25 protein-coding genes are annotated in these 23,570 nt (G+C 64.5%); 15 read left to right on the top strand and 10 right to left on the bottom strand.

The features are described from left to right. Positions 1-29: 29 nt before the first annotated feature. Entirely contained in the window at positions 30-668 is a 639-nt protein-coding gene (locus tag ACHWUQ_RS15980; RefSeq protein WP_394681732.1) for a C40 family peptidase, read from the bottom strand. A 436-nt stretch (positions 669-1,104) separates the two neighbouring features. On the opposite strand from ACHWUQ_RS15980, the gene ACHWUQ_RS15975 reads away from it, so the two are divergent. Genes ACHWUQ_RS15975 through ACHWUQ_RS15960 form a run of 4 tightly spaced genes read left to right on the top strand, consistent with a single transcriptional unit; the run spans position 1,105 to position 3,095 of the window. After that, a complete protein-coding gene (locus ACHWUQ_RS15975; RefSeq protein WP_394681731.1) occupies positions 1,105-1,497 on the top strand; it encodes a GFA family protein in 393 nt (130 codons plus the stop codon). Next, positions 1,494-1,937, top strand: a complete 444-nt coding sequence (locus ACHWUQ_RS15970) for a hypothetical protein (RefSeq protein WP_394681730.1) — start codon at positions 1,494-1,496, stop codon at positions 1,935-1,937. Before ACHWUQ_RS15975 ends, ACHWUQ_RS15970 begins: the two co-directional genes overlap by 4 nt. After that, positions 1,931-2,437 (top strand): DUF523 domain-containing protein, encoded by a 507-nt coding sequence (locus tag ACHWUQ_RS15965; RefSeq protein ID WP_394681729.1) that lies wholly within the window; start codon positions 1,931-1,933, stop codon positions 2,435-2,437. The genes ACHWUQ_RS15970 and ACHWUQ_RS15965 overlap by 7 nt, the downstream gene beginning before the upstream one ends. Next, a complete protein-coding gene (locus ACHWUQ_RS15960) occupies positions 2,427-3,095 on the top strand; it encodes a DUF1294 domain-containing protein (RefSeq protein WP_394681728.1) in 669 nt (222 codons plus the stop codon). Before ACHWUQ_RS15965 ends, ACHWUQ_RS15960 begins: the two co-directional genes overlap by 11 nt. A gap of 7 nt (positions 3,096-3,102) precedes the next feature. Here the strand turns inward: ACHWUQ_RS15960 and mnmH are convergent, their stop codons facing one another. From mnmH to ACHWUQ_RS15930, 6 genes are all read right to left on the bottom strand, one after another. After that, a complete protein-coding gene (gene mnmH / locus ACHWUQ_RS15955; protein ID WP_394681727.1) occupies positions 3,103-4,161 on the bottom strand; it encodes a tRNA 2-selenouridine(34) synthase MnmH in 1,059 nt (352 codons plus the stop codon). Positions 4,162-4,344: 183 nt separating this feature from the next. Beyond that, entirely contained in the window at positions 4,345-4,875 is a 531-nt protein-coding gene (locus tag ACHWUQ_RS15950; protein ID WP_394681726.1) for a GNAT family N-acetyltransferase, read from the bottom strand. Further along, positions 4,868-5,482 (bottom strand): helix-turn-helix domain-containing protein, encoded by a 615-nt coding sequence (locus ACHWUQ_RS15945; protein WP_394681725.1) that lies wholly within the window; start codon positions 5,480-5,482, stop codon positions 4,868-4,870. Before ACHWUQ_RS15945 ends, ACHWUQ_RS15950 begins: the two co-directional genes overlap by 8 nt. 194 nt (positions 5,483-5,676) lie before the next feature. Next, complete coding sequence (locus ACHWUQ_RS15940) at positions 5,677-6,423, bottom strand: aldolase (protein ID WP_394681724.1); 747 nt, start codon at positions 6,421-6,423, stop codon at positions 5,677-5,679. A 161-nt stretch (positions 6,424-6,584) separates the two neighbouring features. Beyond that, positions 6,585-7,223 carry a 3-oxoacid CoA-transferase subunit B gene (locus ACHWUQ_RS15935; protein WP_312408976.1) on the bottom strand — a complete coding sequence of 213 codons (639 nt, stop codon included), beginning with the start codon at positions 7,221-7,223 and terminating at the stop codon, positions 6,585-6,587. 10 nt (positions 7,224-7,233) lie between these two features. Beyond that, positions 7,234-7,935, bottom strand: coding sequence for a CoA transferase subunit A (locus tag ACHWUQ_RS15930; RefSeq protein ID WP_133855995.1), 702 nt, complete (start codon positions 7,933-7,935; stop codon positions 7,234-7,236). Positions 7,936-8,026: 91 nt separating this feature from the next. On the opposite strand from ACHWUQ_RS15930, the gene ACHWUQ_RS15925 reads away from it, so the two are divergent. After that, positions 8,027-8,617, top strand: coding sequence for a LuxR C-terminal-related transcriptional regulator (locus ACHWUQ_RS15925; RefSeq protein ID WP_394681723.1), 591 nt, complete (start codon positions 8,027-8,029; stop codon positions 8,615-8,617). 43 nt (positions 8,618-8,660) lie between these two features. Here ACHWUQ_RS15925 and ACHWUQ_RS15920 read toward each other — a convergent pair whose 3' ends face one another. Then, complete coding sequence (locus ACHWUQ_RS15920) at positions 8,661-9,941, bottom strand: NAD(P)/FAD-dependent oxidoreductase (protein ID WP_394681722.1); 1,281 nt, start codon at positions 9,939-9,941, stop codon at positions 8,661-8,663. A 116-nt stretch (positions 9,942-10,057) separates the two neighbouring features. Between ACHWUQ_RS15920 and ACHWUQ_RS15915 the strand changes: the two genes are divergently transcribed. After that, positions 10,058-10,747, top strand: coding sequence for a DUF4336 domain-containing protein (locus ACHWUQ_RS15915; protein ID WP_394681721.1), 690 nt, complete (start codon positions 10,058-10,060; stop codon positions 10,745-10,747). A 9-nt stretch (positions 10,748-10,756) separates the two neighbouring features. Here ACHWUQ_RS15915 and ACHWUQ_RS15910 read toward each other — a convergent pair whose 3' ends face one another. Then, positions 10,757-11,182 carry an Lrp/AsnC family transcriptional regulator gene (locus ACHWUQ_RS15910; protein WP_133856181.1) on the bottom strand — a complete coding sequence of 142 codons (426 nt, stop codon included), beginning with the start codon at positions 11,180-11,182 and terminating at the stop codon, positions 10,757-10,759. A 165-nt stretch (positions 11,183-11,347) separates the two neighbouring features. Between ACHWUQ_RS15910 and ACHWUQ_RS15905 the strand changes: the two genes are divergently transcribed. From ACHWUQ_RS15905 to katG, 3 genes are all read left to right on the top strand, one after another. Then, a complete protein-coding gene (locus tag ACHWUQ_RS15905; protein ID WP_394681720.1) occupies positions 11,348-12,442 on the top strand; it encodes an ornithine cyclodeaminase in 1,095 nt (364 codons plus the stop codon). After that, positions 12,426-13,412, top strand: coding sequence for an arginase (gene rocF, locus ACHWUQ_RS15900; protein WP_394681719.1), 987 nt, complete (start codon positions 12,426-12,428; stop codon positions 13,410-13,412). The genes ACHWUQ_RS15905 and rocF overlap by 17 nt, the downstream gene beginning before the upstream one ends. A 330-nt stretch (positions 13,413-13,742) precedes the next feature. Further along, positions 13,743-15,950 (top strand): catalase/peroxidase HPI, encoded by a 2,208-nt coding sequence (gene katG / locus ACHWUQ_RS15895; RefSeq protein WP_394681718.1) that lies wholly within the window; start codon positions 13,743-13,745, stop codon positions 15,948-15,950. Between the two features lie 62 nt (positions 15,951-16,012). Here the strand turns inward: katG and ACHWUQ_RS15890 are convergent, their stop codons facing one another. Next, on the bottom strand, positions 16,013-16,969 hold the full coding sequence (locus ACHWUQ_RS15890; protein WP_394681717.1) for a LysR substrate-binding domain-containing protein: 957 nt from the start codon (positions 16,967-16,969) through the stop codon (positions 16,013-16,015). A gap of 108 nt (positions 16,970-17,077) precedes the next feature. On the opposite strand from ACHWUQ_RS15890, the gene ACHWUQ_RS15885 reads away from it, so the two are divergent. From ACHWUQ_RS15885 to ACHWUQ_RS15860, 6 genes are all read left to right on the top strand, one after another. Next, the gene (locus ACHWUQ_RS15885; RefSeq protein WP_021025876.1) at positions 17,078-17,611 is read left to right on the top strand and encodes a thiamine pyrophosphate-binding protein; all 534 of its coding nucleotides are present in this window, start codon (positions 17,078-17,080) and stop codon (positions 17,609-17,611) included. Beyond that, positions 17,611-18,207, top strand: a complete 597-nt coding sequence (locus tag ACHWUQ_RS15880) for a thiamine pyrophosphate-dependent enzyme (RefSeq protein WP_394681716.1) — start codon at positions 17,611-17,613, stop codon at positions 18,205-18,207. The genes ACHWUQ_RS15885 and ACHWUQ_RS15880 overlap by 1 nt, the downstream gene beginning before the upstream one ends. An 87-nt stretch (positions 18,208-18,294) precedes the next feature. Further along, positions 18,295-19,773 (top strand): aldehyde dehydrogenase, encoded by a 1,479-nt coding sequence (locus tag ACHWUQ_RS15875; RefSeq protein ID WP_394681715.1) that lies wholly within the window; start codon positions 18,295-18,297, stop codon positions 19,771-19,773. 68 nt (positions 19,774-19,841) lie between these two features. After that, positions 19,842-21,053: an ABC transporter substrate-binding protein gene (locus tag ACHWUQ_RS15870; protein ID WP_394681714.1), complete on the top strand. Its 1,212-nt coding sequence runs from the start codon at positions 19,842-19,844 to the stop codon at positions 21,051-21,053. An 80-nt stretch (positions 21,054-21,133) separates the two neighbouring features. Continuing rightward, complete coding sequence (locus ACHWUQ_RS15865) at positions 21,134-22,558, top strand: aldehyde dehydrogenase family protein (RefSeq protein WP_394681713.1); 1,425 nt, start codon at positions 21,134-21,136, stop codon at positions 22,556-22,558. Between the two features lie 53 nt (positions 22,559-22,611). After that, positions 22,612-23,526, top strand: coding sequence for an NAD(P)-dependent oxidoreductase (locus ACHWUQ_RS15860; protein WP_394681712.1), 915 nt, complete (start codon positions 22,612-22,614; stop codon positions 23,524-23,526). The last annotated feature ends 44 nt before the right edge of the window (positions 23,527-23,570 follow it).

The raw sequence follows: 23,570 nt of genomic DNA, 5'->3' as shown, positions 1-23,570 counted from the left end.
GCTTTCGCACGCTGCAGAGCGCAAGGCGCTCAGTTCACACGCATATTGGCTTTGGACATCACCCGGCCAATCAGATCCTGCGCCTCCGCACCATCGAGGTTGACCTGCTGCATCAGCTTTGTGCGCGCCTCTTCACTCAACTCCACGCGGCGCGCGCCATCGAAGCGCTTCTCCCAGTAGGCGATATCCATGCTCTCGACCCGAACGGTCTTGCCGGTGCGGGGAGAATGGATGAACTTGCCGTCCCCCATGTAGATCCCCACATGGCTGAAAGCCCGGCGCATGGTGTTGAAGAACACCAGATCCCCGGGCTTGAGTTCGGCTTTTTCAATCTTGTCGGTCGCGGCGGCCTGCTCTTCTGCGCGGCGCGGCAGGATCTTGCCCCAGCTCTCCGCATACACAGCGCGTACCAGACCACTGCAGTCAAAACCCGTCTCTGCGCTGTTACCGCCACGGCGGTAGGGCACGCCAATGAGGCTCAGCGCATTGCTGATCAGCACATTGGCCTGGTCCTTGACCTGGTGGTGCACCGAATCGAGCTTGGAAAGACTGCTTTGGCCAATGCCCAGCAGCAAATCCAGATCGGATGGCTTGTGTTCGCTCTCGGGGGCGGCATGTGCGCTGACAGACGCGGCGACGATGAGGGTGCAAATCCATTTCGGTGACATAGCGGGCGACTTTAGCACGGTTTATTTTGAAGACAATTCATAAATATGTAACAAAACCCAAACCCATCATGTCACAAAATACCGGGGTTTACCCTTTGAATTTTGTCACCTCAGGTATCCAATCAACTGCATCTATTCCGCAACGTGTTGTTTTTATTGAATTCCCTCCAGGCTTCGCACTTTCACACCCAACTCTTGATTGTTTCTATATGCAACCATAGTTACTGCAACCAAGACTGTAAAGATATTCCTACGGGGGTGTCAGACCAGGACGAACATGGTGTTGTTGACAGTCAAGCAAGGGTCATGCCATTTGCCTGCCGTGTTCCATCGGTATTCCTCCTCGCCGCGGTCCTTGGCAGCGCCTGCTCAATACGATAAAAAGGCAGACCGTATTGCTTCTCCCGCGAACAATAACCACCTGGAGGCCCCTGCCATGCTCATCCACGGCGCATGCCACTGCGAAGCGGTTCGCTTTACCGCGCTGATCGATCCCGCGCAGGTCAGCGTATGCCATTGCAGCGACTGCCAGGTGCTGTCGGGCGCGCCGATGCGGGCCATTGTCAAAGCCGCGATCGCCGACTTCTCGCTGCAGGGCACCGTGCAGACCTATACCAAGACCGCGCAAAGCGGCCAGCGCCGCGACCAGGTCTTCTGTCCCGTCTGCGGAACACCGCTGTACGGCTGCGCCGCACTGAACCCGGAGTTTGTCGTGATCCGCCTGGGCTGCGTGGAAGAACGCGCGCAGCTGCCGCCACAGCGGCAGATCTGGACCGCCTCAGCGATGCCCTGGCTCGGTGACTGCGTAGCGCCATCCGGGGCCGCATGACCAGCGCAGATCTGGTGCTGGCCCTCACCTCGGTCTGCGACAATCACGGGATGGCTCGCCAGTTTGAATTTGCTGACTCCGAAATCAGCCGCATCCACCGCACCGCAGAAGGCTGCAGCATCGAATTTTCGGCCGCACTGGTCACTGAGCGCCAGGGAAGCGACACCCAGCAAGGCTACAGCAATGGCCTGCGCCTGCTGCTCAACCCCTGCCCGCCCGCAATCGCTGACCAGGCACAAGCCTTCGGCTTGCTGACCAGCGGATGGCTACAACGGGGCCTGCAAAGGCTCAGCGTGCTGCCAGTGCCCAGCGATTACCAGGCTGAGGCGCTCAGCCTGCATCTGCAATTTGCCAACGGGCTGCAAATGCAACTGAGCGGCAGCAGCCTGCGCTGCGAGGCCAGCGAACAGGCCCGGCAGGTGGAGGTGCTGGCATGCTGAAGTCTGCGCCTCCCAAGGTCCTGGTCAGCGGCTGCCTGCTTGGCCAGCCGGTGCGCTATGACGGCAGCCACAAAGGGGCCCAGCACGCGGTGCTTGACCGCTGGCTGGCACGGCAGCAGGTGGTGAGCCTCTGCCCCGAGACGGCCGCAGGCCTGCCCACTCCCCGGCTGCCTGCTGAAATCGTCGGCGGCACCAGCATGGCGGTGCTGCGCCAAGCCGCCCAGGTACGCGACAGCGCTGGCAACGACGTAACTGCCGCCTTTGTGCTGGGCGCCCAGCTGGCACTGCAGCTGGTGCAGCGCCATGGCATCCGGGTGGCGGTGCTCAAGGAGTTCAGCCCGACCTGCGGATCCAGCCAGGTCTATGACGGGCAGTTTGCCGGCCACACCGTGCCGGGCGAAGGCCTGGCCTGCAGCCTGCTGCGCCAGGCCGGTGTAGCGGTATTCAGCGAGACCCAATGGGAAGCCGCCGCGGCGCAGCTGGAGGCCTATGCTACTTGAAGGCACCCTGCAATCCTGGAACGATGAGCGCGGCTTTGGCTTCATCGCCCCCGATGGCGGCGGCCCGCAAGTTTTTGTGCACATCTCCGCCTTCCAGAACACCGCCACCCGGCCCCAAGCCGGCCAGCGCCTGAGCTATGTGCTGGACAAGCCCGCAGGCGACAGACCCCGGGCCAGCCGCGCCCGCGTGCTGGGCGCAGCGGTACCGCCATCGACGCATCCTGCACGCCCACGGGCCGCAACCACACGCGCCCGGCGCCAGGCCACCCGTGCTGCCCGATCGGGCGCATCCGGTGGCGCCGCCCTGTTGTTCATCCCCGCGCTGGCGGCGTTGCTGCTGGTACTGGGCCTGAGCTTTGGCCCCACCTGGCGGGCTGCAGGCTGGTATCTGCTGGCCTCGCTTGTTACCTTTGCCTGGTATGCCTGGGACAAGGCTGCCGCGCAACAAGGGCATTGGCGCACCCCCGAGAAGCACTTGTGGCTGCTGGGTTTGCTCGGCGGCTGGCCGGGCGCCTTGCTCGCCCAGCGCTGGCTGCGCCACAAATCCAGCAAGCAGGAATTTCTGCAGGTGTTCTGGCTGACCGTGGTGCTCAACCTGGTGGGCCTGTGCCTGCTGTTCTCTCCACTGGGGCAGCGGCTGGGGCTGCCTGTCTTCTAACGGCCCTTCAGGAGCGCCCCGCCTGCTGCATCACCTGCGCCGCCAGCGCAGCGATGCACGCGTCCGACAGGTCATCGGCCTCCAGGGTCCGGCGCTCGGCCCAATGGGCAAAATTGCGCGCCTGGCTGCGCTCGTAGTGCGGGTCGTAGTGCAAGGCCATCAGTTCGGCAAACAGGGGCGCGAGCTCGCCCTGCGCTGCCCAACCCTGCCAGCGGCCGACGACCTCCTTGCCTTGCAGTTCCTTCAGGTAGCCCAGCTTGGTGGCCAGCAAACCCGCGTCAGCGCCCAGGTAGGCGTAGTCGCGCAGCAAATAGGCCAGGCGCGCCTGCGCCGAGGCCTTGACCTCGATGACCGGTGCCTGCCGCATATGCTCGACCAGCGCCATCGGCACCGAGATTCGCCCGATCTTGGCGCTTTCACCTTCGATGAACACCGGGCGCTCCAGATCGAACTGGCCGATCTGCGTCGCGAGCAAGGTCTCGAAGTGCTTCTGGCTGGGCTGCTCCACGCCAGGCAGGTGGCCCAGCAGCGAGCCTTTGTGGCTGGCGTAGCCCTCCAGGTCAATCACCTGCGCGCCCTGCGCTGCCAGCGCGTGGAGCACCCGGGTTTTGGCACTGCCGGTGGCACCGCACAGCACCTGCAAGCGCAGGCGCGGCACCAGCGACTCCAGCCGCTCGATCACATGGCCGCGAAAACCCTTGTAGCCGCCTGCCAGTTGCTGTGCATCCCAGCCGACCAGGCGCAGCCAGGTCACCATCGAGCCGCTGCGCAGACCGCCGCGCCAGCAGTAGACCAGCGGCTTCCAGTGGGCGGGCCGGTCATGGAAGGTGTCGTGCAGATGGCGCGCCAGGTTGGCGCTCACATAGGCAGCGCCCAGGCGCTTGGCCTCGAAGGGGCTGACCTGCTTGTAGATGGTGCCGATCTGGGCCCGTTCCTCGTTGCTGAGCACCGGGCAGTTGATGGCCCCGGGAATGTGGTCCAGCGCGAACTCGGCGGGTGAGCGGGCGTCGATGATGGTGTCAAACTTCTCGATATCGCTGATGCGAACAGGCTGTCGATGGGACATAAGGCACAAGCTGGCTACACAGGCCAGTCTCAAGATCAGGGGCAAGCGCCGGCGCCAGCGATGAACGCCGGCACGGCAACTGCGCAGAGTGATCGAGCCTCGATACAGCCATCGCAGGCCACCTGGGCCCGCGCTGCGCTAAAAAGCGGATTATCCCATGCGTGCACTGCAGCGCAGCCGGACTCAACCGTCCACCGGCTGGGCCGGGGTTGGCAACAGCAATTGGTAAAAGGCCAGGTCCAGCCAGCGGCCAAACTTGAAACCCACCTGCGGCAGCAGTCCCACCGATTGGAAACCCAGCCGCTGATGCAAGGCGATCGAGCTGGCATTGGCCGCGTCAATGGCACCGACCAGCGCATGCACATCGTTCAAACGCGCCTCCTCGATGATGGCCTCCATCAGCTGCAGGCCCAGTCCCTGGCCGCGCTGGTCAGCACGGACATAGACCGAGTGCTCCACCGTGTACTTGTAGGCGGGGTAGGCGCGAAAGGCCCCATAGCTGGCAAAGCCCAGCAACTCGCCTGCCGCGTCCTCGATGCCGATCACCGGGTAGCCGCCCTGGCGCTTGGCATCGAACCAGCTGCGCATATTGTCGGCATTGCGGGGCTGGTAGTCATACAGCGCCGTGCTGTTGACGATGGCGTCGTTCAGAATCGCCAAAATGGCCGGCGCATGCCGGTCGTGGGTGCAGCGCACCGCATGTCTCTCAGTCATCCATCTCTCCAGGAAAAACCACAGGCAACGGCGGCAGGCTGCCGCCTGGCGCGGCCAGCACCAGCAGATAGCGGGCGGGCTCGCGGCCGGGATTGCTAAATACCAGGGTTTGGTCGAGCACCATCGCCAGGCAGTCGCCCGCCCGCAAATGCCAGCTCTCGGTACCCAGCGTCAACTGCAACTCGCCTTGCAGCAGCCACAGTTGCTGGTGCAAGGCCTGGCTGCGCAGGCCGTTGTCAAACGCCACACGCTGGCCGGGCGGAAACACCACCTCCAGCATCTCGAACGGCGCGGGAAAGCCCACCGGGCTCAGTTGCCGGCGCTCATAGCCGGTCGCAGGGTCGCGCCAGCATGGCTGGGCGCCGGCACGGGCCAACGGCCGCGGAGCGCGGGTCTGGCGCTCATCGGCAAACAGCGCTGCCAGCGGCACCTGCAAGGCCTGCGCCAGCTTGCCCAACACGGCCGCGGTGGCGCTGGTCTGGCCACGCTCGATCAGCGAAATCATCGACCGGCTGACACCGCTGCGCTGCGCCAGCTCCTCCAACGTGTAGCCATGCTGCTTGCGCAGCGCGCGCACGCGGGTGGAGAGCAACTCATCAATGGTCATCCCTCCAATTTAACAGAATTTATTCCTGTATATTGGAATTGTGATGTTGGCGCCTGCAGCTGCGGTTACAGTGGCGCTGGCAGCCACGGCGAAGAACAAGCTTGCGAAACCCCTGCCAAGCATCGCCCCAGAGGCGACGCGGCTCCGCCCGAGTCCGCGCTCCGGCCCGTGCGGGAAAGTGCTGCAGAGGCTGCTCAGCGCAGTTGGCGGCGCAGCGCCTCGAAGAACAGCGTCGATTGCAGCCGCTCGCCATTGGCCTGCTCCGCCACGGTGGCCGCCAAGGCTGGCTCGCAGGGCGCCAGCGGCACACCGGTGGATTGCGCCAGCACCTGGGCCTGGCAGGCGCGCTCCAGGTAATACAGGTCGTCAAACGCATAGTCCATGCGTTCTCCGCACACGATGATGCCGTGGTTGCCTAAAAAACTGATGTCCGCGCCCTGCATCGCGCGGGCGATACGCTCGCCCTCGCGGTCATCGAGCGCAAAGCCGTTGTACTGCGCATCAATGGCCAGCCGGCCATGAAAACGCATCGCGTTCTGGCTCAACGTGGTGTCCAGCGCGCGCTGCGTCGTCAAGGTCAACGCGGTGGCATACGGCATATGGGTGTGCAGCACGCAGGTTTTGCGGGCAATGCGGTGCACGGCCGCATGGATGAACATCGCCGTGGGCTCGACGACATGGCCGCCCGCCACCACGGCACCCTGTGCGTCCACCATCACCACATCGTCCGCCTGGATCTCGCCCCACATCAGGCCGCGCGGGTTCAGCAAGAAATGCTGGCCATCGGGCAGCGCCATGCTGAAATGGTTGCACACGCCCTCCCCCAGACCAAAGTGCGCCGCCGCACGCAGCGCCAGCGCCATGTCCTCGCGCATGCGCAGTACATCGGGCCGGGTAAACAGCGGATGGGAAAGGTCGGCAGGGGCAAACGGAGCGTTCATAGTGGGTGGGTCGATAAAGATATCCACTGAGTATGTCCTCTGCTCCCCTCTCCGGCAATGGGGAAAGCGACAGCTGCCACCCGCCATGCAAAAAGCCCGCCATCGATCGATGCGCGGGCTCATGGCTACAGCGCCAACCGGTAGCGGCTGGGCAGCGGTGCTTACTGGATCAGGCTGACGCCGGTCTTGGACTGCACGTCGTCAAAGCTCACCTCGGGGGCCAGCTCCACCACCTTCAGGCCTTCGGGCACCACATCGAACACACCCAGGTCGGTGATGATGCGGTCCACCACGCCCACACCCGTCAGCGGCAAGGTGCAGTCCTTGAGGATCTTCAGGTCGGTCGTGCCGTCCTTCTTCCTGGCCACATGCTCCATCAGCACGATCACGCGCTTGACGCCAGCCACCAGGTCCATCGCGCCGCCCATGCCCTTGACCATCTTGCCCGGAATCATCCAGTTGGCCAGGTCACCCTTTTCGGACACCTGCATCGCGCCCAGGATGGACAGGTTGATCTTGCCGCCACGGATCATCGCAAAGGACTGGTCCGAGCTGAAGATGGACGAGCCGGCAATCGTGGTCACCGTCTGCTTGCCCGCATTGATCAGGTCGGCGTCAATGGCATCCTCGGTCGGGAACGGGCCGATGCCCAGCATGCCGTTTTCCGATTGCAGCCACACTTCCTTGTCACCGGTGTGGTTGGCCACCAAGGTAGGAATGCCGATACCGAGGTTCACATAGAAGCCGTCTTCCAGCTCTTGCGCCGCACGTGCGGCCATTTGGTCTTGGGTCCAAGGCATGACAGGCTCCTTACTGCTTCTCGGTGATGGTGCGCTTTTCGATGCGCTTCTCGGGGGTGGCATTGAGCACCAGGCGGTGCACATAGATGCCGGGCAGATGGATCTCGTCGGGCTTGAGCGCGCCGACTTCGACAATCTCCTCCACCTCCACAATGCAGACCTTGCCGCAGGTGGCCGCTGCCGGGTTGAAGTTGCGCGCCGTCAGGCGAAACTGCAGGTTGCCACTCTTGTCGGCGCGCCAGGCCTTGACCAGCGACACATCCGCAACGATGGAGCGCTCCATCACATAGGTTTCGCCGTCAAACTCGCGCAGCTCCTTGCCCTCGGCCACTTGCGTGCCCACACCGGTCTTCGTGAAGAAGGCGGGGATGCCGGCGCCGCCAGCGCGCATCTTCTCGGCCAGGGTGCCCTGGGGGGTGAACTCCAGCTCCAGCTCGCCCGCCAGGTACTGGCGCTCGAACTCCTTGTTCTCGCCCACATAGGACGCAATCATCTTCTTGATCTGGCGCGTCTCCAGCAGCTTGCCCAGGCCAAAACCGTCGACACCGGCATTGTTCGATGCCACCGTCAGATCCTTGACGCCGCTGTCGCGCAGCGCTTCGATCAAGGCCTCGGGAATCCCGCAAAGGCCAAAGCCGCCCACGGCCATTAACTGCTTGTCTGCCACCACGCCTTTGAGCGCGTCCGCAGCACTGGGGTAGATCTTATTCACACTTGTCTCCTGATAAGAAGGGCTTGTTTCGCCAATCAAGCATACTACGTATTAGGATACGTAGTATTTCGTAAAGGGGACAATTTTTGCCATGGCAGTGACATCACTCGACTACCGACAAGCCTTCGAAATGGCGCCTGTGGGCCTGGTGGTGTCCCACCGGCGGGTCATGATCGACTGCAACGAGCAGGTCTGCGACATGTTCCGCACCTCGCGCGAGCTGATGATGGGCCAGTCCTTCCAGATCCTCTACCCCAGTGCCGACGAGTTCGAGCGCCTGGGCCGCCGTATCGCCCCGATCATGGGCGCGCAGGGCCTGTATTCGGACAACCGCATCATGAAGCGCGCCAATGGCGAGATGTTCTGGTGCCATGTGATGGGCCGCGCGTTCAACCGCGACGACCCGCATGAAGGCGGTGTCTGGAGCTTTGAGGACCTGAGCGCGCTGCGCCCGGTGCGCGCCGAGCTCACCGCCCGCGAGCGCGAGGTCGCTGCCCATCTGCTCGAAGGCATGACCAGCAAGGAGATTGGCCGGGGCCTGGGCATCAGCCACCGCACGGTCGAGATCTACCGCACCCGGCTGATGCGCAAATACGGCGCCGACTCCTCTGCGGAGCTGGTGCAAAAGCTGCTGGCCGGCGGCAGCTCGCTCGATATCGTCCTCGGGCCGGACGACATCTGAACCCAGGGCTTGACGCTGCCTGGGCCTGCGAGGCAGTGCCGCGTCAGTGCAGCTTCATCCGGCCCGATACGCGTTGCTGCAGCAAACGGGCCAGTGCCAGCACCGCTGTCTTGCCGGTGCCCAGAATGGCACGGTGGTGCATCAGGTGCAGGGACATATACATCCACTTGGCGATGAGGCCCTGCACAAAGAAGTTCTTGCCCGACAGGCCGCCCATCAGATTGCCCACGCCCTTGTTGTCACCCAGCGAGACCAGCGAACCAAAGTCCTGGTAGACAAACACCTCGTTGAACGAGCGCTCCTTGAGCGCGGCAAACAGCAGCTTGCACAAATAGCTGCCCTGCTGGTGCGCAGCCTGCGCGCGCGCGGGCACCGTCTTGCCTTCGGTCCAGGTGGCGGCGGCGCAATCGCCCATTGCATAGATGCGGCTGGCACTGGTGCGCAAATGGTCGTCCACGACAAATTGGTTGATGCGGTTGACCTCCAGCCCCAGACGGGCATTGCTGTCCGCTGCCTTGATGCCGGCGGCCCAGACGATCAGATCGGCCGGCACCTGGCCATTGGAGGTGATCACCTGGCCCTGCGCCAGCGACTGCACACGTGTGCCGGTCATCACCCGCACGCCCTTGCGCTCCAGCGCGACGCGGGCCTGCTCCGAGATGCGCGGCGGCAGTCCACCCAGAATGCGCTCACCGCCTTCGATCAGGCTGATATCGAGCCGGAAGCGCTGGCTGTCCGACAGGCTCTCCAGCAGCATCTGGTGCGCCTCGATCAGCTCGGCCGACAGCTCCACGCCGGTGGCTCCGGCACCGACGATGGCGACCGCCAGCGAACGCGGCTCGGCATACGACGCATGGGCACAGGCACCGAGCCAGTCGGCGTGAAAGCGCTGCGCATCGCGCACGCTCTCCAGCAGATAGGCATGCTCGATCCCCGGGGTGCCAAAGGAATTGGAGCCGCTGCCCATCGCCAGCACCAGGTGCTGGTAGCTGATGACACGCTCGGGCACCACCTGCTTGCCGGCATCGTTGATCACCGGCGCCAGCACAATGCTCTGCTTGGCGGCATCCAGCCCCATGCATTCGCCCATCGCAAAACTGAAATGGTTGCGGCGCGCCAGCACGGTGTAAGACAGGCCCTCCTGGTGCGCATCCAGCGTGCCGGCCGCTACTTCGTGCAAGGTCGGCTTCCAGATGTGGAAGGGCATCTTGTCCACCAGCAAGACCCGCTCGCGCCCTTCGCGCGCGCCCAGTCTGCGCCCCAGTTGTGCGGCCAGTTCCAGTCCACCTGCACCGCCGCCCACAATCACCACGTCATAGTGCATGTACGATTCCTCAAAAGATGGCTGCCATTGTTGACCATTGCCAGCTTTTCTGCACCTGCGCGCCTGGATTCACAATGAAAATCCAAGGCATTCCCTCCATTGCAACCAGGCCAACCATGCTCGACCCTATCGCCAACGACCTCTGGAGCGCTACCCAACAGATCAGCGTGCACTGCCTGCCGGTGCGCACCCGCATGACGGTCGTGCGCCTGGCGGGCAGCGCGCTGTGGCTGCACTCGCCCATCGCACCAGCAGCTGCGTTGCGTGCGGCGCTGGACGCACTGGGCGATGTGCGCTGGATCGTCGCGCCCAACCGCATGCACCATCTGTTTGCCGGTGCATGGCAGGCGCATTACCCGCAGGCAGCACTGTGGGGCGCGCCAGGGCTGGGCGCCAAGCGGCCTGACCTGCCCCAGTTGCATAGCCTGGACCAGGCACTGCCTGCGGCCTGGCAACCCAGCCTGCAGATGCAGCCGTTTGCAGGTTTGCCGATACTGAATGAATGCGTCTGGCTGCACCAGCCCAGCGCCAGCCTGATCGTGACCGATGTACTGCAGTACTACCCTCAGGATTTGTCGCTGTCGGCAAGGCTGTTCAACAGCCTCAACGGCACGCGCAGCCGCCTGGCGATGCCGCGCGCGCTGCGCTTTGCGATCCGGGACCGCACCGCTGCGAGCGCGGCCGCCGCCCGCATCTGTGCCTGGCCGGTGCAGCGCCTGGTGCTGGCCCATGATGCGCTCATCACCGAGCAGGCCCCCCAGCAGCTGCAGCAGGCGCTGGCGTTTTTGCTGGATAGCAAGGCCTGAACGCGGCGCTCAGGACACCCGAAAACTCTCCAGGTGGATGCTGGTTTCGCTGTTGCTGATGCCCTTGATCAGCCGAATCCGCTCCAGCACCTGCGACAGCGCCTCCAGGCTGGCCACCTGCAGCTCGGCCAGCAGATCCCAGCGGCCATTGGTGCTGTGCAGGGCCGCCACACCAGGCTCGCCCAGCAAGGAGGCCATCACGCGCCGCGTGTCATTGCCGGTGATCTCGATGCTCATCCAGGCGCGTAGCACATCGGGCTGCACATCGGGCCGCAGGCGCACGCTGTAGCCGACGATCAGGCCGTCACGCTCCAGGCGGTCCATGCGGTTGGTGACGGTGCCGCGCGACACGCCCAGCTTGCCCGCCAAAGTGGCCACGCTCTCGCGCGCATTCTGGCGCAGCAGGCTGATCAAGGCTTGGTCAATATTATCGATATGCACAATGCGGCCTGACTAATTGCTCTGAATCCTGTCATTTTCTACCATTTTTTGCACTTTGCTTTATGGCAGCTTGGCGAGACACTGGTTGCAGCCGCTGCGGCAGCGCCTCTTTGGCGTGCGCAGCGGGCAGCCATAACGAAAAAACCAGGAGCCATCACCATGACAACCCACCCAGGCCCAGTCGACTTTCTCAGCACCGATGCCGCTGCCACGCTGGTGCAGCGTGTGGGCCTGACCGAGCTGCTGCGCGGCTTGGTCAGCGCACTGGAGCAGGACTTTTCCCGCTGGCAGGACTTTGACAAGACCGCGCGCTTGGCCCAGCACACCCCCGACGGCGTGATGGAGCTGATGCCAGTGGCCGATGCCAGCCATTTCGCGTTCAAGTACGTCAACGGCCATCCCAAGAATCCCCAACTGGGCATTCCGTCGATCATGGCCTTCGGTGCACTGATGCGGGCCGACACCGGCGCGCCCATTCTGCTGAGCGAGCTCACCTTGACGACCGCGCTGCGCACCGCCGCCACCTCGGTGATGGCGGCCAAGCTGCTCGCCCGGCGCAGCAGCCGCACCATGGCGCTGATTGGCAACGGCTCGCAAAGCGAGTTCCAGGCGCTGGCCTTTGTAGGCCTGCTGGGCATCCAATCAGTGCGCCTCTACGACATCGACCCCGCTGCCACCGACAAGCTCATCCACAACCTGCACACCCAGATGCCCGGCCTGCAGATACAGCGCTGCCGCAGCGCCGCCGAAGCCGTGCAAGGCGCCGACATCGTCACCACGGTCACGGCGGACAAGACCAATGCCACCATCCTGCGCCGCGACATGGTCGCGCCCGGCATGCACCTGAATGCGGTGGGCGGCGACTGCCCAGGCAAGACCGAGCTCGATGCCGCGATCCTGCCGGATGCCAGGGTATTCGTTGAATTTGCGCCCCAAAGCCGCATCGAGGGCGAGATCCAGCACATGCCTGAGGACTTTGCCGTGACCGAGCTGTGGCAGGTATTGCGCGGCGAGCAGGCCGGCCGCCAGCGAGATGACGAGATCACGGTGTTCGACTCCGTCGGCTTTGCGCTGGAGGACTACACCGCCCTGCGCTATATGCATGCGCTGGCCCGGCAGCACCAGCTGTTGCAGCCGCTGGCTCTGCTGCCACAATTGAGCAATCCCAAAAACCTGTTCGAGCTGCTGTTGCCGCCCGCAATCCACGACGAACCAGCTCCCGCCGAAGCCGACCGCCATGCCATTCCAGCCTGACCTGACCTCCGCCCCCGTGCACGCGCCCGCCACGCCCATCAGCCTGATCGGCGTACCCACTGATATCGGTGCCGGGCGCCTGGGCGCCGCGATGGGGCCGGATGCCTTGCGCGTCGCCCAACTGGGGCCGGCGCTCAGCGAGCTGGGTTGCGACGTGCACGACCTGGGCAACCTGGCCGGGCCCGCCAACCAGCGCAGGCCGCGTGACCCCGCGCATGGCGATCTGCGCAACTTTGGCGAGGCCGTTGTCTGGAACCAGGCGGTGCATGACGCTGTGCACGGGCAGTTGGCCGCAGGCCGCATGCCGTTGATGCTGGGGGGAGACCACAGCCTGGCCGTCGGCTCCATCAGCGCCGTGGCGCGCCATTGCCGCGACACCGGCAAGCGCCTCTATGTGCTTTGGCTCGATGCGCATGCCGACTTCAACACGCCCGACACCTCCCCATCGGGCAATGTCCATGGCATTCCGGTGGCCTGCCTCTCCGGTCTGGGCCCGCGCGAGCTCACGCACTTGGCCGGCTTTGCGCCCGCACTGGGGCCGCAGTCGCTGTGCCAGATCGGTTTGCGCAGTGTCGATGCGCAGGAAAAGCACCTGATCAAGACCCACAACATCGATGTGTTCGACATGCGTGCCATTGACGAGCTGGGCATGCGCGAAACCATGCTGCGCGCGCTGGCGCCATTGGCCGGCTGCGACCCAAGCACGACCCATCTGCACCTGAGCTTTGATGTGGATTTTCTCGACCCCGAGATTGCGCCGGGCACGGGCACCACCGTGCGGGGCGGCCCCAACTACCGCGAGGCGCAGCTGTGCATGGAGATGATTGCCGATACCGGCCTGCTCGGCTCGGTGGACATCGTCGAGCTCAACCCTGCGCTCGACCTGCGCAACCAGACCGCCGAGTTGGTGGTAGATCTGGTGCAAAGCCTGTTTGGCAAGAGCACGCTCGTCAAGGACCTGCGCCGCTGACCGGTGCCTGGGCCGTTGCGCCCCTGCACGCTGCCCTCCCCAACGCCACGCTTGTAGTCATTGTCTGACAGCACCGGTTTGCCAACCGGTGCTGTAATGGCGCGTGCCTGTCTTCGCCATGGCTCTTTTTCAACCATGGTTCGGCGGATCTAGCGCTGTCCAAGGTATTTATTAATCATCGTGTTGCGGATATTCAATCGGCAAACGCGGCTGGGGCTAGGCACTGGCATTCATAATCAAAAAACATGGAAACCGCCTCTGCCATCGGCGTTTTCTTATCACTATGCCGCCAGCTGTCTGGCGTCCTGTCAGCTTGAACCGGAGAACCCCATGACCACAGAAGCCAAATGCCCCTTTCACGCCGCAGCTGCACGCAACAGCGAAACGGCTGCGCAAGGCAATGGAACGACCAGCCAGAGCTGGTGGCCCAACCAGCTGCGCGTGGACCTGCTCAGCCAGCACCACCCTGCCAACAACCCGCTGGGCGCAGACTTCAACTACGCCCAAGAATTCAAGAAGCTCGATTACGAAGCCGTCAAGCGCGACCTGCGCGCGCTGATGACCGACTCGCAGGACTGGTGGCCGGCAGACTTTGGCCACTATGGCCCGCAGTTCATCCGCATGGCCTGGCATGCCGCAGGCACCTACCGCGTGCAGGATGGCCGTGGCGGCGCAGGCCGCGCGCAGCAGCGCTTTGCGCCCCTCAACAGCTGGCCGGACAACGTCAATATCGACAAGTCGCGCCGCCTGCTCTGGCCCATCAAGCAAAAGTATGGCAACCAACTGTCCTGGGGCGATCTGATGATCCTCTGCGGCAACGTCGCGCTGGAAACCATGGGCTTTCGCACCTTTGGTTTTGCCGGTGGCCGTGTCGATACCTGGATGCCCGACCAGGATGTGTACTGGGGGGCAGAGAAGGAATGGCTGGCCACCAGCGACAAGGCCAACAGCCGCTACAGCGGTGACCGCGACCTGGAGAACCCGCTGGCCGCTGTGCAGATGGGCCTGATCTATGTGAACCCCGAAGGCCCGGACGGCAATGGCGACCCCATCTCGGCCGCACGCGACATCCGCGAAACCTTTGCCCGCATGGCGATGGACGACGAAGAGACTGTCGCGCTGATCGCCGGCGGCCACACCTTTGGCAAGACCCATGGCGCCGGTGAAGCCAGCCATGTGGGCGCCGAGCCTGAGGCCGATGGCATCGAAGCCCAGGGCCTGGGCTGGACCAGCAGTTTTGGCTCCGGCTCCGGGCGCGATGCGATCACCTCCGGCCTGGAAGTGACCTGGACCCAGACCCCCGCGCAGTGGAGCAATTTCTTCTTCGAGAACCTGTTCAAGTACGAATGGGTGCAGGAGAAAAGCCCCGCAGGTGCGATCCAGTGGGTGGCCAAGGATGCGCCCGATGTCATCCCCGATGCGCATGGCGGCCCCAACAAGAAGCCCACCATGCTGACCACTGACCTGTCACTGCGCCAGGACCCGGCCTACGAAAAGATCTCGCGCCGCTTTCTGGAAAATCCGCAGGCCTTTGCCGAAGCCTTTGCCCGCGCCTGGTTCAAGCTGACCCACCGCGACATGGGCCCGCGCAGCCGCTACCTGGGCCCGGAAGTGCCCAAGGAAGAACTGGTCTGGCAAGATCCCATTCCTGCGGTGACGCATCCACTGGTCGATGCCGATGATGTGGCCAGCCTCAAGGCGCAGGTGCTGGCATCGGGCCTGACGGTACAGGAGCTGGTGGGCACGGCCTGGGCTTCGGCCTCGACCTACCGGGGTTCCGATATGCGCGGCGGCGCCAACGGTGCCCGCATCCGCCTGGCCCCGCAAAAGGACTGGGACGTGAACCAGCCTGCGCAACTGGCCAAGGTGCTCGGCGTGCTCGAAGGCATCCAGCGCGCGTTCAACAAGGCGGCAGACGGTGACAAGCGCATCTCGCTGGCCGACCTGATCGTGCTGGCGGGCAATGCCGGTGTCGAGAAGGCCGCCACCGATGCAGGCGTCCCCACCACCGTGCCCTTCCACCCAGGCCGCGCAGATGCCACGGCCGAGCAGACCGATGCCGCATCCTTCCAGTACCTGGAGCCCAAGGCCGACGGTTTCCGCAACCACCTGCAAGGCCGCTTTGCGGCGGCCGCCGAGGCCCTGCTGATCGACAAGGCCCAGCTGATGACCTTGACCGCGCCCGAGCTGACCGTGCTGGTCGGTGGGCTGCGCGCCATCAACATCAACACTGCGGGCAACCAGCAGGGTGTGCTGACAGCCGCGCCCGGCAAGCTGAGCAATGACTTCTTCGTCAACCTGCTGGACATGGGCACGCAATGGAAGGCGCAGGAAGACGGCAGCTTTGTCGGCGTGGACCGCAAGAGCGGTGCCCAGCGCTGGACGGCCAGCCGCGTCGACCTGGTCTTTGGCTCCAACGCCATCCTGCGCGCCGTCGCCGAGGTCTATGCCCAGGCCGGTGCCAAGGAAAAAATGGTCAAGGACTTTGTCGCTGCCTGGACCAAGGTGATGGAACTGGACCGCTTCGACCTGAAGTAAGCCCCCTCCCCAACCCACCAAGGCGCCCGCCCGTCCCTGCTGCAGGGGCAGGCGGGCATTTTTTATGCCTGCGGAGCACTGGCCGATGCCGCAGCCAGCCATTGGCCGCTGGGCCAGCCGCCCGATGCCACGGCCGCCTCCAGAATCTGGCGCAGCACCGCCACGGTGGCACGCACCGGCCGGGTCAGGCTGCGGTTTGCCGCATAGCCCAGCGCAATCACCCGCTTGAGCTCGGGCTCGGTCAGCGGCGCGCCCTCCAGCCTGCCGGCGGCCAGATCGCTCACCACCGCGATGGGCGGCAAGATGGTGTAGCCCAGGCCATCGATCACCACGCTGCGCTGCACTGGCAGCGCGTCGGTCTCCACGCAGATATTGAGTTGCAGGTTCTCCAGCGCGCAGGCATGCTCCACCAGCAGGCGGATGCCATGCGGGTTGCTGGGCAGCACCAGCGCGCGGCGCGCCATATCGGCCATCGGCACAGCCTTGGCGCCGGCGATGCCGCAGCCCTTGGGCCCCAGGCCCCACAGCGCTTCTTCGATCAGCGGCTCCAGCACCAGGTCGGGCTGCTTATCGGCCGCATACAGCAAGGCCACATCGACTTGGCCGCTGGCCAGCCAGGGCCGCAGCGTGCCCGCATAGGCCACCGTCAGGCGCAGCTTGATGCCTGGGTAGCGGCTGGCCATCGCCGCCACCAGCGCGCTCGAAACGACATCGCAGGTGCTGGGTAGCAGGCCGATGGTGACCAGGCCCGTCACCTCGGCTTGCGTGCCGGCCAGCTGCAGCCGCGCTTTCTCCAGCTCGCCAAAAGCGCGGCGCGCATAGCTGGCCAGCTCCTGGCCCTGCTCGGTCAGCACCATGCCATGGCGCTCGCGCTCAAACAGCGCGCAGCCCAGGTCTTCCTCCAGCAGCTTCAACTGGCGCGACACCGCTGGCTGCACCACATGCAGCAGCTCCGATGCGCGGGTCACGCTGCCGGTGTCGGCGACGGTCAAGAAGGCCTTGAGTTGCTTGAAATCCATGCTGCAGCCTCGATCAGATTGCGTGATAGTGGTATCAAAAATGGTGATTATTCAAATCACATCATCACATTTTATGATTCCTTCACTGGTTCACACAACGGAAAGCAGATGAACGCCAACCCCAACCCACCCCCCTGGCAAAAAGACATTTTTCAGGCCATCAAGGATGCCGGCGTGCAGCAAGTGGCCTATGTGCCCGATGCCGGCCACTCCTATGTCATCAAGAGCGCGATCGCCGATCCCGAGATCACCGATGTGGCGTTGACCACCGAAGAAGAAGGCGTGGCCGTGGCGGCCGGCGCCTGGCTGGGCGGCCAGCGCGCGGTGTTGCTGATGCAAAGCAGCGGTGTCGGCAACTGCATCAACATGTTCTCGCTGCTCAGCGCCGCTGACATCCCCTTTGTCACCATCGTCACGATGCGCGGCGAGTACGCGGAGTTCAACCCCTGGCAGGCGCCAATGGGCCGCGCCACCCAGGCGGCCATGGAGCTCATGGGCATCCATGTGATGCGCGTGCGCCGCCCCGAAGATGCGCAAGAGGTCGTCAGCGCAGCGCTGGACGGCGCCTTCATGGCCGGCGCCCGCATTGCCGTGCTGATTGGCCAGGACGTGATCGGCCGCAAGAAATGGGAGAGAAAGTAATGCAGACCCGCGAGAATTCCGCCGCGATGGACCGCCGCCCGTTTGTGGCGCGCCTGCTGGCCAAGACCCCCGATGCGCTGGTCGTCACCGGCCTGGGCTCCGCCTCCTACGATGTGTTTGCCGCGGGCGACCGCGACCACAACTACTACCTCTGGGGCGCGATGGGCGGTGCCTCCTCGGTAGCCCTGGGCATTGCGCTGGCCCAGCCCACACGCCCGGTGGTCGTCATCACCGGGGATGGCGAGCAGATGATGGGCATTGGCAGCCTGGCCACGATTGCCGCCAAGTCACCTGCCAACCTCAGCATCGTGGTGCTGGACAACGGCCACTACGGCGAGACCGGCATGCAAATAAGCCATAGCAGCCTGGGCACCGACCTGGTGGCCGTGGCGCGCGGCTTTGGCATTGCCGAGGTGCAGCAGCTGCAGACCGTGGACCAGGCCGATGCACTGGCCGAGCACATCAATGCCCGCAAGGCCACCACCTTTGTGCAGGCCATCGTGCATGCCGATGAACCACCGCGCGCGCTGCCGCCGCGCGATGGCCCCTTCATCAAGAACCGCTTCCGCAGCGCGCTGGGCCTGCAGCCGTTCTAGCCTTTGGCGGGGATGCCGGCCGGCATCCCTACTCAGCGCTATCCAGCACCACCCCGAGCTGCCCGCAGCCCCCGAACGCCCTTTGCCATGAAACGCTACTCCCTTCAGATTGCCGGCCAGGCGCAGCCGCCTGCCAACGGCCAATGGATTGCCAGCCTCAACCCCTACACCGGAGAGGCCTGGGCCGAAATACCGGACGGCAGCGCCGCCGATGTGGACGCGGCCGTGCAGGCGGCGCACACCGCATTTAGCAGCGGTGCCTGGCCACAGCTGAGCGCGACCGAGCGCGGCGCCTTGCTGCGCAAGCTGGCCAGCTTGATCGAGCGCGATGCCGAGAAGCTCGCCCGCACCGAAGTGATGGACAACGGCAAGCTGTTCGCCGAGATGCGCGGCCAGCTGCAGTACATCCCGCAGTGGTTCCACTACTACGGCGGTCTGGCGGACAAGGTGCAAGGAGCGACCTTGCCGCTGGACAAGAAAGGCTATTTCGCCTTTACCCGGCATGAGCCGCTGGGGGTGGTGGCTGCGATCACGCCCTGGAACTCCCCGCTGTTCCTGCTGGCCTGGAAGATTGCGCCAGCCCTGGCAGCGGGTTGCACCGTGGTGGTCAAGCCCTCGGAGTTCACCTCGGCCTCGACCCTGGAATTTGCCGAACTGTTCAACGAGGCCGGCTTTCCGCCCGGCGTGTTCAATGTGGTCACCGGCTATGGCGCGCAAGTCGGCAGCGCGCTGGTGGCGCACCCGCTGGTCGCCAAGGTCAGCTTCACCGGCTCCGATGTGACGGGCCGCGCCATCAACCAGGCAGCAGCAGCCCAGCTCAAGCACAGCTCCATGGAACTGGGCGGCAAGTCCCCCAACATCGTGTTTGCCGATGCCGATCTGGAGCAGGCCATGTATGGCGCGATCTCGGGCATCTTTGCCGCGACGGGCCAGACTTGTATCGCCGGATCACGGCTTTTGGTTCAGCGCAGCATCCACGATGCCTTTGTCGAGCGTCTGGTGGCCTTTGCCGCCACTGCCCGCATGGGCGACCCGATGAGCCTGGAGACCCAGGTGGGCCCGGTCACCACCCTGCCCCAGTACGAGAAAGTGCTGTCGTACATCGAGATCGCCAAGGCCGAAGGGGCCCAGGTGGTGCTGGGCGGCGCCAAGGCCACGCGTGCTGAATGCGGCAAGGGCTGGTTCATCGAGCCCACCATCCTCACCCAGGTGCACAACGGCATGCGCATTGCGCAGGAAGAGGTGTTTGGCCCGGTGCTCTCGGTCATCCCCTTTGACGACGAGGCCGATGCGCTGCGCATTGCCAACGATGTGCGCTTTGGCCTGGCCGCTGCCGTCTGGACCAGCGACATCGGCTGCGCGCTGCGCATGTCCGAGCGCCTGCAGGCGGGCACGGTCTGGGTCAACACCTACCGGGCTGTGAGCTTTATGGCGCCCTTTGGCGGCTACAAGGATTCGGGCCTGGGCCGTGAAAACGGCCAGAGCGCGATCTACGAATACCTGCAGACCAAGTCGGTCTGGATCAACAGCGGAGCGACCACCAGCAACCCCTTTGTACTGCGTTAGTTCCCGCGCCTAGCAGGTGACACAGAGCACCGCAGGCCCTTCGTCCAACAGCTCTAGGAGACAAAACCATGAGAAAAGCACAAGGACCCCTGACCGCCGCCGCCCTGGCCGTGGCCGCCCTGCTCGCCAGCGGCGCCCAGGCCGCACCCGACAAGGTCAAGATCGCCTTCATCACCGACATGTCGGGCCTGTACTCGGACTTTGACGGGCCCGGTGGACTGGACGCCATCCGCATGGCAGTGGCCGATTTTGGCGGTAAGGTGCTGGGGCGCAAGATCGAGATCATCTCGGCTGACCACCAAAACAAGGCCGACATCGCCGCATCCAAGGCGCGCCAATGGTGGGACAACGACAATGTGGATCTGATCATCGGTGGCTCGAACTCGGCCGTGTCGCTGGCGATCAGCAATCTGTCCAAGGACAAGAGGAAGGTCTTCATCAGCGCTGGTGCCGGTGCCGATTCGCTGACCGAAGAGGCCTGCCAGCCCTATATGGTGCGCTACACCTATTCCACCTCGGCCCAGGCACGCGGCACCGCCGCTGCACTGGTGGGCCAGGGCTACAAGGACTGGTACTTCCTCACCTCGGACTATGCCTTCGGCCATTCGATGGAGCAGGCCGCGATGAATGTGGTCAAGCAAACCGGCGGCAATGTGGTGGGCGCTATCCGCCATCCGCTCAGCACCTCCGATTTCTCGTCCTATGTGATGAAGGCGCAGAGCTCGGGCGCCAAGGTGATGGGCCTGGCCAATGGCGGCGGCGACACCATCAACGCCATCAAGACCGCCAAGGAATTTGGCATCGACAAGAAGATGAACGTCGCCGCGCTGATGGCCTTCATCACCGACATCCACAGCCTGGGCCTGGGCACCACCGGCGGCATGTACCTGACCGAGGGCTGGTACTGGGACATGAGCGATGCCTCGCGAGCGTTCTCACAGCGCTTCTACGACAAGAACAAGAAGATGCCCACCACCTTCCAGGCGGGCGACTACTCAGCCACCACCACCTACCTGAAGGCGGTGCAGAAGGCCGGCAGCACCGACCCCGACCAGGTGATGGCCGCGCTCAAGTCGCTGCCCATCGACGACATGTTTGCCAAAGGCTACATCCGTGCCGACGGCGCCATGGTGCATGACATGTACCTGATGCAGGTGAAAAAGCCGGCCGAATCGACCAAACCCTGGGACTACTACAAGGTGGTCAGCACCATCCCCGGCGACAAGGCCTATGCACCGTCCAAGGAAGGTGCCTGCCCGCTGCTCAAGCCAGCAGCCTGAAGCCCGGCTCGCGCTTGCCGACTGCCAGCGCTGCACGCCCATCAGCTGCGCAGCGCCACCTATCCCCTTGGGAGTGAGACATGTACGAGAACCTGATCAATGGCCAGTGGCTGGCGGGCGCCAGCACCATCCAGAGCTGGAACCCCTCCGACACCCGTGAGCTGGTGGGCGAGTATGCGGCGGCCGACGCCGCGCAGATGCAGCAGGCCGTGGCCGCTGCGCGCGCCGCCTTTGGGCGCTGGCAGCACACCACCACGCAGATGCGCTCGGACTTTCTGCAGCGCGTGGCCAACCAGATGATGGCGCAGAAGGACAGCCTGGGCCTGCTGGTCTCGCGCGAAGCGGGCAAGACCCTGGCCGAAGGCCTGGGCGAGGTGGTGCGCGCGGCGCAGATCTTCCAGTTCTTTGCTGGAGAATGCCTGCGCTATGGCGGCGAGAGCCTGCCGTCGGTGCGGCCGGACATCGGCGTGCAGATCAGCCGCCATGCACTGGGCGTCGTGAGCCTGATCACACCCTGGAACTTTCCGATCGCCATCCCCGCCTGGAAGATTGCGCCGGCGCTGGCCTTTGGCAACACCGTGGTGCTCAAACCCTCGGAATACACGCCCGGCGTGGCCCATGCGCTGTTCCGCATTCTGGATGAACAAGGCCTGCTGCCCGGCGTGGCCAACCTGGTCAACGGCAGCGGCAAGCATGCGGCGCAGGGGTTGCTGAGCGGCGTCGATGCGGTGTCCTTCACCGGCAGCGTGCATGTGGGCCAGAGCATTGCGCAGACCGCCATCGGCGAGATGATCCGCCTGCAGCTGGAGATGGGCGGCAAGAACCCACTGGTGGTGCTGGACGATGCCGACCTGGATGTGGCCGTCGAATGCGCGCTCAACGGCGCCTTCTTCTCGGCCGGCCAGCGCTGCACCGCGTCCAGCCGGCTCATCGTCACCGAGCGGATCCATGAACGTTTTGTCGATGCGCTGACCGCGCGCATGCGAGCCATGGTCGTCGGCAACAGCCTGGACAAGGCCACGCAGATCGGCCCGGTCATCAACCAGTCGCAGTTCGACAAGATCCAGCACTACCTGGACCTGGGCAAGCGCGAAGGTGCTGAGCTGGTCGAAGGCGGCACGCCGGTGGAAGCAGCCACACCGGGCTACTTTGTGCGGCCGGCCCTGTTCACCTGCAGCCACAACGCGATGCGCATCAACCAGGAAGAGATCTTTGGCCCGGTCGCCACCGTCATCAAGGTCGCTGATTACGACGAAGCACTGGCGACGGCCAATGACACGCGCTTTGGCCTCTCGGCCGGCATCTGCACAACCTCGCTGCGCGCAGCCAACCACTTCCGCCTGCATGTGCGCAGCGGGCTGGCCATGGTCAACCTGCCCACCGCCGGGCTGGACTACCACGTGCCCTTTGGCGGCACGCGCGCCTCCAGCTACGGGCCGCGCGAGCAAGGGCGCTATGCGGTCGATTTCTACACCAGCACCAAGTCGGCCTACATCGCGTACTGAGCCCTCTTTCCATTCCTCGTGCAACTTAGAACTTTTCGCAGGAGAACCACACCATGACAGACAGCATCGGTTTTATCGGCTTGGGACGCATGGGCCGCTCCATGGCCGCCAATCTGCAGAAAAAAGGCTTCAGCCTGTTGGTGGCCGACCTCAACCCCGAGGCCGTGCAGGCCTTGGTAGCACTGGGCGCAGAGGCCGCCACGGTGCCGGAGATGGCACGCCGCTGCTCGGTGGTCATCACCATGCTGCCATCCTCGGTCGAGGTCGAGCAGATCGCCCAGGGCGCCGACGGCATCTTTGCCAATGCACTGCCCGGCACCATCCTGCTGGACATGAGCACCATCGACCCACTCGCCACCGACCGGCTCAGCAAAGCAGCCGCCGGCCGCCAGATGACCGTGGTGGACGCACCCGTAGGCCGCCTGGCCGAGCATGCCGACCGGGGCGAGAGCCTGTTCATGGTGGGCGCGAGCGACGCCGATTTCGCCAAGGTCAAGCCCCTGCTCGATGCCATGGGCACCACCACCTACCACTGCGGCCCGGTCGGCTCCGGCGGCCGCACCAAGCTGGTCAACAACTATGTGGCCATCACCTTGTGCCAGGTCAATGCCGAGGCACTGGCCCTGTCGCAGCGCTTTGGGCTCGACATCAGCAAAACCCTGCAGGTGCTGCTGGGCACCTCGGCCAACAATGGCCAGCTGCGCATGAACTTTCCCAACAAGGTGCTGGCCGGCGATACCTCGCCGGGCTTTACCATCGATCTGGCGCACAAGGATTTGTCGCTGGTCGTGGGCGCCGCGCATGCCGCCCGGGTGCCGATGCCGGTGGCTGCCGCCGTGCATGAATCCTTCAGCCTGGCGCGTGCCAGCCAGTTTGGTGGCATTGATTTCTCGGGCATCGCCGATGTGGTCTGCGAGCTGGCCAAGATCGACCGGCCGCGCGTGCCCGAGGGCTGGAAGCCCAGCTGACCAACGAGCTGCTGCAATCTGCCCAAGAAAAAACGCCCTCCAGA

The organism is uncultured Comamonas sp. (assembly GCF_964277875.1).
Lineage (GTDB): Bacteria > Pseudomonadota > Gammaproteobacteria > Burkholderiales > Burkholderiaceae_C > Comamonas > Comamonas sediminis.
This window is presented reverse-complemented; position numbering and strand designations above follow the sequence as displayed.

What these genes read in the sequence shown, in the direction of transcription:
- ACHWUQ_RS15875 (WP_394681715.1), top strand. Translation starts at nt 18,295, where the DNA reads ATGAAACGCTACTCCCTTCAGATTGCCGGCCAGGCGCAGCCGCCTGCC.
- ACHWUQ_RS15890 (WP_394681717.1), bottom strand. Translation starts at nt 16,969, where the DNA reads ATGGATTTCAAGCAACTCAAGGCCTTCTTGACCGTCGCCGACACCGGC.
- ACHWUQ_RS15885 (WP_021025876.1), top strand. Translation starts at nt 17,078, where the DNA reads ATGAACGCCAACCCCAACCCACCCCCCTGGCAAAAAGACATTTTTCAG.
- ACHWUQ_RS15880 (WP_394681716.1), top strand. Translation starts at nt 17,611, where the DNA reads ATGCAGACCCGCGAGAATTCCGCCGCGATGGACCGCCGCCCGTTTGTG.
- ACHWUQ_RS15860 (WP_394681712.1), top strand. Translation starts at nt 22,612, where the DNA reads ATGACAGACAGCATCGGTTTTATCGGCTTGGGACGCATGGGCCGCTCC.
- ACHWUQ_RS15870 (WP_394681714.1), top strand. Translation starts at nt 19,842, where the DNA reads ATGAGAAAAGCACAAGGACCCCTGACCGCCGCCGCCCTGGCCGTGGCC.
- ACHWUQ_RS15925 (WP_394681723.1), top strand. Translation starts at nt 8,027, where the DNA reads ATGGCAGTGACATCACTCGACTACCGACAAGCCTTCGAAATGGCGCCT.
- ACHWUQ_RS15975 (WP_394681731.1), top strand. Translation starts at nt 1,105, where the DNA reads ATGCTCATCCACGGCGCATGCCACTGCGAAGCGGTTCGCTTTACCGCG.
- ACHWUQ_RS15950 (WP_394681726.1), bottom strand. Translation starts at nt 4,875, where the DNA reads ATGACTGAGAGACATGCGGTGCGCTGCACCCACGACCGGCATGCGCCG.
- katG (WP_394681718.1), top strand. Translation starts at nt 13,743, where the DNA reads ATGACCACAGAAGCCAAATGCCCCTTTCACGCCGCAGCTGCACGCAAC.
- ACHWUQ_RS15915 (WP_394681721.1), top strand. Translation starts at nt 10,058, where the DNA reads ATGCTCGACCCTATCGCCAACGACCTCTGGAGCGCTACCCAACAGATC.
- ACHWUQ_RS15945 (WP_394681725.1), bottom strand. Translation starts at nt 5,482, where the DNA reads ATGACCATTGATGAGTTGCTCTCCACCCGCGTGCGCGCGCTGCGCAAG.
- mnmH (WP_394681727.1), bottom strand. Translation starts at nt 4,161, where the DNA reads ATGTCCCATCGACAGCCTGTTCGCATCAGCGATATCGAGAAGTTTGAC.
- ACHWUQ_RS15920 (WP_394681722.1), bottom strand. Translation starts at nt 9,941, where the DNA reads ATGCACTATGACGTGGTGATTGTGGGCGGCGGTGCAGGTGGACTGGAA.
- ACHWUQ_RS15905 (WP_394681720.1), top strand. Translation starts at nt 11,348, where the DNA reads ATGACAACCCACCCAGGCCCAGTCGACTTTCTCAGCACCGATGCCGCT.
- ACHWUQ_RS15980 (WP_394681732.1), bottom strand. Translation starts at nt 668, where the DNA reads ATGTCACCGAAATGGATTTGCACCCTCATCGTCGCCGCGTCTGTCAGC.
- ACHWUQ_RS15940 (WP_394681724.1), bottom strand. Translation starts at nt 6,423, where the DNA reads ATGAACGCTCCGTTTGCCCCTGCCGACCTTTCCCATCCGCTGTTTACC.
- ACHWUQ_RS15935 (WP_312408976.1), bottom strand. Translation starts at nt 7,223, where the DNA reads ATGCCTTGGACCCAAGACCAAATGGCCGCACGTGCGGCGCAAGAGCTG.
- ACHWUQ_RS15960 (WP_394681728.1), top strand. Translation starts at nt 2,427, where the DNA reads ATGCTACTTGAAGGCACCCTGCAATCCTGGAACGATGAGCGCGGCTTT.
- rocF (WP_394681719.1), top strand. Translation starts at nt 12,426, where the DNA reads ATGCCATTCCAGCCTGACCTGACCTCCGCCCCCGTGCACGCGCCCGCC.
- ACHWUQ_RS15865 (WP_394681713.1), top strand. Translation starts at nt 21,134, where the DNA reads ATGTACGAGAACCTGATCAATGGCCAGTGGCTGGCGGGCGCCAGCACC.
- ACHWUQ_RS15970 (WP_394681730.1), top strand. Translation starts at nt 1,494, where the DNA reads ATGACCAGCGCAGATCTGGTGCTGGCCCTCACCTCGGTCTGCGACAAT.
- ACHWUQ_RS15965 (WP_394681729.1), top strand. Translation starts at nt 1,931, where the DNA reads ATGCTGAAGTCTGCGCCTCCCAAGGTCCTGGTCAGCGGCTGCCTGCTT.